This window comes from Cellulophaga sp. BC115SP (genome assembly GCF_009905545.1).
Classification (GTDB): Bacteria; Bacteroidota; Bacteroidia; order Cytophagales; family Spirosomataceae; genus Flectobacillus; species Flectobacillus rivi.
In genome coordinates this window covers 1-5,834 of sequence record NZ_JAAALB010000098.1, presented here as the reverse complement: position 1 = coordinate 5,834, position 5,834 = coordinate 1, and the positions used below count along the sequence as shown (strand labels likewise).

The 5,834-nt window shown below is 38.5% G+C and carries 8 protein-coding genes; 1 reads left to right on the top strand and 7 read right to left on the bottom strand.

Going from position 1 to position 5,834, the window contains the following annotated elements; all coding sequences use genetic code 11:
- The coding region (locus GVN22_RS26690) for a phage integrase SAM-like domain-containing protein (protein WP_166554058.1) at positions 1–1,077 on the top strand (1,077 nt) is incomplete at its 5' end.
- Between the two features lie 6 nt (positions 1,078–1,083).
- Here GVN22_RS26690 and GVN22_RS26685 read toward each other — a convergent pair.
- The 7 genes from GVN22_RS26685 to GVN22_RS26655 form a co-directional block, all read right to left on the bottom strand.
- On the bottom strand, positions 1,084–2,337 hold the full coding sequence (locus GVN22_RS26685; protein ID WP_166554057.1) for an MBL fold metallo-hydrolase: 1,254 nt from the start codon (positions 2,335–2,337) through the stop codon (positions 1,084–1,086).
- Positions 2,338–2,547: 210 nt separating this feature from the next.
- Entirely contained in the window at positions 2,548–4,038 is a 1,491-nt protein-coding gene (locus tag GVN22_RS26680) for a terminase large subunit domain-containing protein (RefSeq protein ID WP_166554056.1), read from the bottom strand.
- Positions 3,998–4,549 (bottom strand): hypothetical protein, encoded by a 552-nt coding sequence (locus GVN22_RS26675; RefSeq protein ID WP_166554055.1) that lies wholly within the window; start codon positions 4,547–4,549, stop codon positions 3,998–4,000. Before GVN22_RS26675 ends, GVN22_RS26680 begins: the two co-directional genes overlap by 41 nt.
- The gene (locus GVN22_RS26670) at positions 4,536–4,940 is read right to left on the bottom strand and encodes a hypothetical protein (protein ID WP_166554019.1); all 405 of its coding nucleotides are present in this window, start codon (positions 4,938–4,940) and stop codon (positions 4,536–4,538) included. Before GVN22_RS26670 ends, GVN22_RS26675 begins: the two co-directional genes overlap by 14 nt.
- Positions 4,941–4,984: 44 nt before the next feature.
- Positions 4,985–5,308: a hypothetical protein gene (locus GVN22_RS26665; protein ID WP_166554054.1), complete on the bottom strand. Its 324-nt coding sequence runs from the start codon at positions 5,306–5,308 to the stop codon at positions 4,985–4,987.
- Position 5,309: 1 nt separating this feature from the next.
- On the bottom strand, positions 5,310–5,531 hold the full coding sequence (locus tag GVN22_RS26660) for a hypothetical protein (RefSeq protein WP_166554053.1): 222 nt from the start codon (positions 5,529–5,531) through the stop codon (positions 5,310–5,312).
- 54 nt (positions 5,532–5,585) lie between these two features.
- The coding region (locus tag GVN22_RS26655) for a hypothetical protein (RefSeq protein WP_166554052.1) at positions 5,586–5,834 on the bottom strand (249 nt) is incomplete at its 5' end.

The following is a 5,834-nucleotide window of genomic DNA, read 5'->3' as shown; positions in this document are numbered from 1 at the left end:
CAACGTGTCGAACTTGGTTCTACTAACATCGAAATACTCGTTGATCATTGGGACACAGCCACTAAAACAGTAAAGTCTCAAGACCCACATCATTCTTTTAAAAACGAACAACTTCTTGCTAAACGAACAGAGCTACTCGCTATTTACAATGAATTTCTACGAAAGAAAAAGCCCTTCACAGCCCAACAAATCAAGCAAGCTTACGAGAATCAAGACGACCTGACAATTATGCAGGTTTTTGATCGCTACATGATCGACATTAAGCGTGACCCGAACCTATCTGAAGGAACGATTAAAACCTATCGAAACCACAGAGAGAAGTTCTTAGAGTTCTTGATTTCGAAAAAACAACACATGATGTATTTGGAAAGCTTCGAGCTGGCGGATTTTATAGAATATCGTAGGTATTTGGCCAATGTGGCAAAATTTGAAGAAGCTACTATTAGAAAGTACTCCCAGTCTATCAAAAGGCTTTTAAACTGGGCCGTTTTACACAAAATGTTACCTACAAACCCGCTACATTATTATCGAATACCTATGGATAAACAAAAGCCTCACGTGTATTTGACCGACGAGCAATTTGAAAAGCTCAAGGCTCACAAGTTTAAAAACAAGTCTGCTCAGGAAGTGGCCGACGTCTTTATTGTGTATTGTCGTACAGGGTTTCACTATCAGGATTTGAGGAATATCCAGACAGATTACAAAAAGGCTATCGTGGAAGGATTAGACGGTAAAGACTGGATTTTTTGGGAAAGAGTAAAGACCAACGTAAAAGCGAAAGTTCCGTTTTTTAAAGAGGTTAACGATATAATTGAAAAATACGGCGGTTGGGAAAATCTCCCAATCAAATCGAATCAGAAAATGAATACCTGGTTAAAAATCATTGCTGCCGAGCTTGATTTTCATGAGGAGCTGTCGGTAAAGGCTGGTAGAAAAACCTTAACAGACTGGTTACTCAATGTAAAAGGCTGGAGTAAAGAGGCTGTCAAGGTTTTACTAGGTCTCAAATCCGACAGATCACTGGAGGCATACGGTAAAGCCGACGAGCGCCGAGTGATTTTGGAGATGGAGAGGTAGTTTATATCAAGGAATATCTTCAATAAGGTATTCCTTGAATAGAAAATACATGTTATTCATCAAAAGTTTGTGTAAATCATATTTTAAAAATTTCAAGAAGTCTACATCATCAGTTGGTACGGGCACTTCTAGGATTATTTGATTATGAATAGAGCTTTTACTTTCAGTAATATGAATTACATCGCAACAATTAGTACTTATTGCAATGTCTCCAACAACAAAAGTTGATGGATGTCCATAACTGTTGTTTGTCCCATAAGAAATTATAGCTGTTCTTAAGTTCTTATTAAACACTTTATTTGAATGATTATGAATAGAACCATGATGAGCAACCTGCACTGTTCCTATATGAACATTACTATAATAGCTAAGTTTACTTATGACTTCATCAACTCGTTCATTACTGTGCCCTATTTTATCATCTAAATCAATGTCACCGAGATACAAACATCCTCCTAAACCTATAACTGAGAGAGAACTTTTATTGCTATAGACAATTTTTGCATCAGAAAGAAAATACTCCATTTTAATTGATGTGGAAATCAGTACCATAGTATTGGCATTTAAGTCTCCTTGTAGTTTCTTGTAGGCTTTTATTAGAAGCTTTTTTTGATTCAATATTTCTTGAACATCATTAAATATGTCAATATTGGAAATACCTAAATTTGCAAGTTCTGAAACAAAGAGTGAGCTTCTTTGCTTATGAGAAATATTATATGGTATATAATTCCAGTAAGGGGTTTTATTTGTTAATCTTAATGGTGTACCGCTTGGAATAGAGTTATTTAAATCAGGATTTAACAAGGTCTCTATATCAATAAAATTATCACTAGCATTCGCGGAAAGTAAAGTGTCATCAAAGGGAATAACCTCTATTACTTTTACATCATCTCCAAAGAATCCCCTAGGATCATCAATTATTCTTGTATCTAAATAATTATCTCCTAAAGCATTGTTGATTTTACAAAGCGTTTTCGCTTCATTATTAAGTTGGGGAATGATGACTGTCTTGATTTTAGTATGCTTATGCAAATACTCTATACCATTGATATGGTCAGCATGAAAGTGAGATATAAACAAAATTTCAATCTCAGTATCTTTAAGAAATGAAGTCTCTACAAATTGCTTCATTTTTTTATTTGATAATGTTGTAGAACCACAATCATAAACAAAATTAATATTTCGGGACTCATCAATACTATGTGTTTCTGTATAATAAGCGCCCTGACCAACAGGATGAAAAACTCTAGCTATTTTCATTATTTCAATATATTTATAGTTAAATATTCTTGTGAAAGTGTTCAATGTAAAAAAAATGCACCAGAATTTCAACAAAAAAATATCCATAAACCTATTAATCAAACAATTAACTCAGTATATATCAATAAAACATCTATCATTTCACAATCCAAAGCCCGCCCTTTGCCGTGGTGGAAATTTCCACTTTTGGTTGTGGCGAATATCTGAAAGCTACATGAAGTCAATCTCAAAGCCCATTGGCAGGTGACCCATACCTTGGTTGCGCTTGTACGTTATGTAGTAGTCAACGGTATCCGATAGGTGCGTGGCTTGCTCCTGTGGTACGCTGGACTTGGTCTCACTGTCCTTGTTCTTGCTGTAGTCCTCATTGATAGGAGTCATCTCTATAGATCGTATCGTAGACTTAGCCCCACGTGGATTAATTCTAAGCTTATATTCATCAGGCTTTTTCTCAGAAAGAATTTCATGTATCAGAAAATGTTTTTCTTTACCCTCTAAATTAAAAGTTAGGGGATGCAAATACACTTCCCAACCAGCCTCTGAAAACACTTCAGAAAAGAGCTCAAATAAAGTAAGCCATTTCCCATCACGCATTTTGGTACCTGCTGATTTACTACCCCCATTTCTATCCCCTGTAATATACACGACCTTTTTAGGGTGCTTCTCGTACAGCTCTACCACCTTAAGAGCTAAGGTCTCGGCCATGGTCATGTTGTTCTTTGGGGTCTTTACGAAGGCATCGGCTATTTCTCGTAGCTCCCACCCTTCTGGCTGCCATATAGTGCAGCTCGTAAAGTGGGCATTGAAATCGACCGACAATTCCAAGGGTCTATTGGACTGATAATACTCCAGCTCCTCCGGGCAATGGGTGTGTAAATTGAAGGCTGGGTAAAAAGTCTTTGGTGTTTTGCCCAGTCTGTTTCCTTCTACCTCAACATCAAACTCAATATCCGTGAGAGTCTCTTTTAGGTTATCTATAAAATCGGGTGGTAAAAACGCCTGGTTATCCTTGGTCTTGATATGGCAGAAATAATATTTCTCAGGAAATTTTTTTGCCAATTCCTCATAGTCAAACATCCAATCCCCACTTGTACCATAAGGAGGTGACGAAAAGAAATAAAATCCCCAATGTAAATTGGAGTGGTATTTTCCTTTATTGGCTCTGATTCTACCCTGAAGGATTTTGAGCCATTCACGTTTGAATAATAGACCCTCATCCAACAAAACAAAATCGTCGTTTCTACCACGGTGTATATCAGGTGTCAATTTGTAGGCACAAAGCTCTACGACAAAACCATTCGGAAAACTTATGCAGTTACTCCAGTCGTCTGGTTCCTGGTAAGGTCTATCAAACGATTTGGGAGGTTCACGCCAAAGCACGTATTCGCCGTGACCCGTTTCCCAGTTGTAAGCTTTACAATTCCATCTATTTTCGTCGCCCCAAGTTGCTTTTAAGCCTGGCATCAAAGAACGTTTTGCTTGAGTAATGGTAATACAGGCAAATTGCCCTTTTGCCCTAGGCAACTCTTCTTTCATAACCATTAACAAATCCGCCAAAGTAACAGACTTTCCAGAACCAATCCCTCCTACTATACCAGCGACTTTTACGCCATCACTAGATAGATTAAACATGACTGTTTCCAAAAAGTCCGCTTGCTTATCATTCACTTGGATGTTCTGTATTTGTTCCAATGAGCTCATAATTGGTATCTTCAACTTTTGGTGTAGTACTGTAATTATTATTTACCTCAACTCTTTTGATCACAATTTTGGTTGGGCGCTTTTTCTCTTCCATATTGGATTTGATTTCGTCATAAGCACCATCAATTTTAGCGGCTTCCTTCATGAGCTTCATGTATGCGTCCCAGTCAAGTTCTTGTTTAGCTTTATACGCCGCTTCACGAAATAGCTCAGCATACATAAACTTTATACCTTCCTTGTTTCGCAATTGACGGAGCTCTGCAAAAGTCTCGTAGGCCATCGCCAAAATTTCCCTTGCTCTACGGTCTTGGACTTTTACAATCGGGTCATTTTTCAAGCATTGGATTACTTCCGTATCGGAGTATCCGTCTTTGAGCCACCCACGGGCTACGCTAATCTTTTCAAAGGTTTCTTGTTGAGTTGGGGTCAGCTCTCGACCAGTGAGCAAATGTTCCCGGAACACGCTCATTTCTTCGTAGACTTTGTCCAGGTATTTATTATGCTGTCTCATATTTAAGGCGTAGGAGTTCTTCTGTAATTTCTTTTTTTCTCAAGTTGCTTTTTGCTAGTTTTTCAGTCCATTCATTAAATCGGCTACTTTCGGGTTTTTCTTTCATTTTTTGCTCAAACTTCCAAATAGCAGTATTTAACAAACTCAATTCATAGCGGAGCTCTGCCTCCTTTTGAGGATTGAGCTTTTGTTGTTCTTTTCGTTCTTCACTTGGTAGTTTACCAAAACGTTCGAAGTAGGCAATTTGCAATCTGCATTCTTTCCAGGCTGCACGTTTTTCTCGGATCTGGTCAATGATAGGCTTTACACCTTCTACGTCTTTATCGTCGAAGGTGTGAAGCTTGTTAGACAAAAAAGCGGCTTCACGATGCAAACTTTCCGCCTGCATCATGAGCCGCTCTAGCTTTTCACTGCTATGATCAGTCTCGTTTGACTCTACTCCGTTTTTTTTTCTTCTTCAGTTTCACCTTTAGCCTCCTGAGTTTCTTTTTCTTCAGTTGGTGGTGTTTGTACTGGAGCTGGTGGCGTCACCACGGGTGCTTCAGTTTTGGGAGTGTTGTTCGCTGGAGCTGCTGTCTTGGTATTGGCAGGAGCTGGCTTTTCTGTCTGCTTTTTGGGTGCTGGCTCTTTTGATTTTTCAACTGCACGTTCATAAGCAAATTTGGCTGTTTCGTATTTCTCAAGCGACACTTCGGTTTTTTGAGCGTTATGCTCCATTTCTGCCAATTGAAAATCAGCAAATAGTCTTTCTATGTTCATTTTAGTGTTTCGGGGTTAAAAGTTCTAATAAAGTCGGAGTGCCTTTTACTTCAGGCTCAACGTAGTTTTCGTTAAGCGCAATAAAAGGGTTTCCGTTTTCAAACAAAACAGCCGCTTCCTCATCGCTGAGGTTGTCGTTGATGTATTTGGTTTGACCCAGTACAAAAACGTGATTGGTGGCAGCGCTTTGTTTATCGGTAATTTTATATTTCTGGAGTGCCATAGATAGGAAAAGAAAAGAGTGACAAAGTAGAGTTTGTCACTCCAGATTTTGAAATTAAGATAGCGCTTGTACTGCGAAAGTAACCGTATTGGCTAATGGTACAATCGGGTGAGAGTATCCATCATTTTTGGCAGTAAAGGTTACACGCTTACGCTCTGTTCCTTTTGGTGGGTTGGTAATTTTGGCATCGAACATAAAAGGAATGTATTTGTCACCAAAATAATACAAACTATTGTCGTTACCCTGGACAATCAAGTTTACAGGTGTTTCATACAAAAGCGCCATTGCTTTAGCGATGTCCTT

What these genes read in the sequence shown, in the direction of transcription:
- GVN22_RS26685 (WP_166554057.1), bottom strand. Translation starts at nt 2,337, where the DNA reads ATGAAAATAGCTAGAGTTTTTCATCCTGTTGGTCAGGGCGCTTATTAT.
- GVN22_RS26680 (WP_166554056.1), bottom strand. Translation starts at nt 4,038, where the DNA reads ATGAGCTCATTGGAACAAATACAGAACATCCAAGTGAATGATAAGCAA.
- GVN22_RS26675 (WP_166554055.1), bottom strand. Translation starts at nt 4,549, where the DNA reads ATGAGACAGCATAATAAATACCTGGACAAAGTCTACGAAGAAATGAGC.
- GVN22_RS26670 (WP_166554019.1), bottom strand. Translation starts at nt 4,940, where the DNA reads ATGATGCAGGCGGAAAGTTTGCATCGTGAAGCCGCTTTTTTGTCTAAC.
- GVN22_RS26665 (WP_166554054.1), bottom strand. Translation starts at nt 5,308, where the DNA reads ATGAACATAGAAAGACTATTTGCTGATTTTCAATTGGCAGAAATGGAG.
- GVN22_RS26660 (WP_166554053.1), bottom strand. Translation starts at nt 5,531, where the DNA reads ATGGCACTCCAGAAATATAAAATTACCGATAAACAAAGCGCTGCCACC.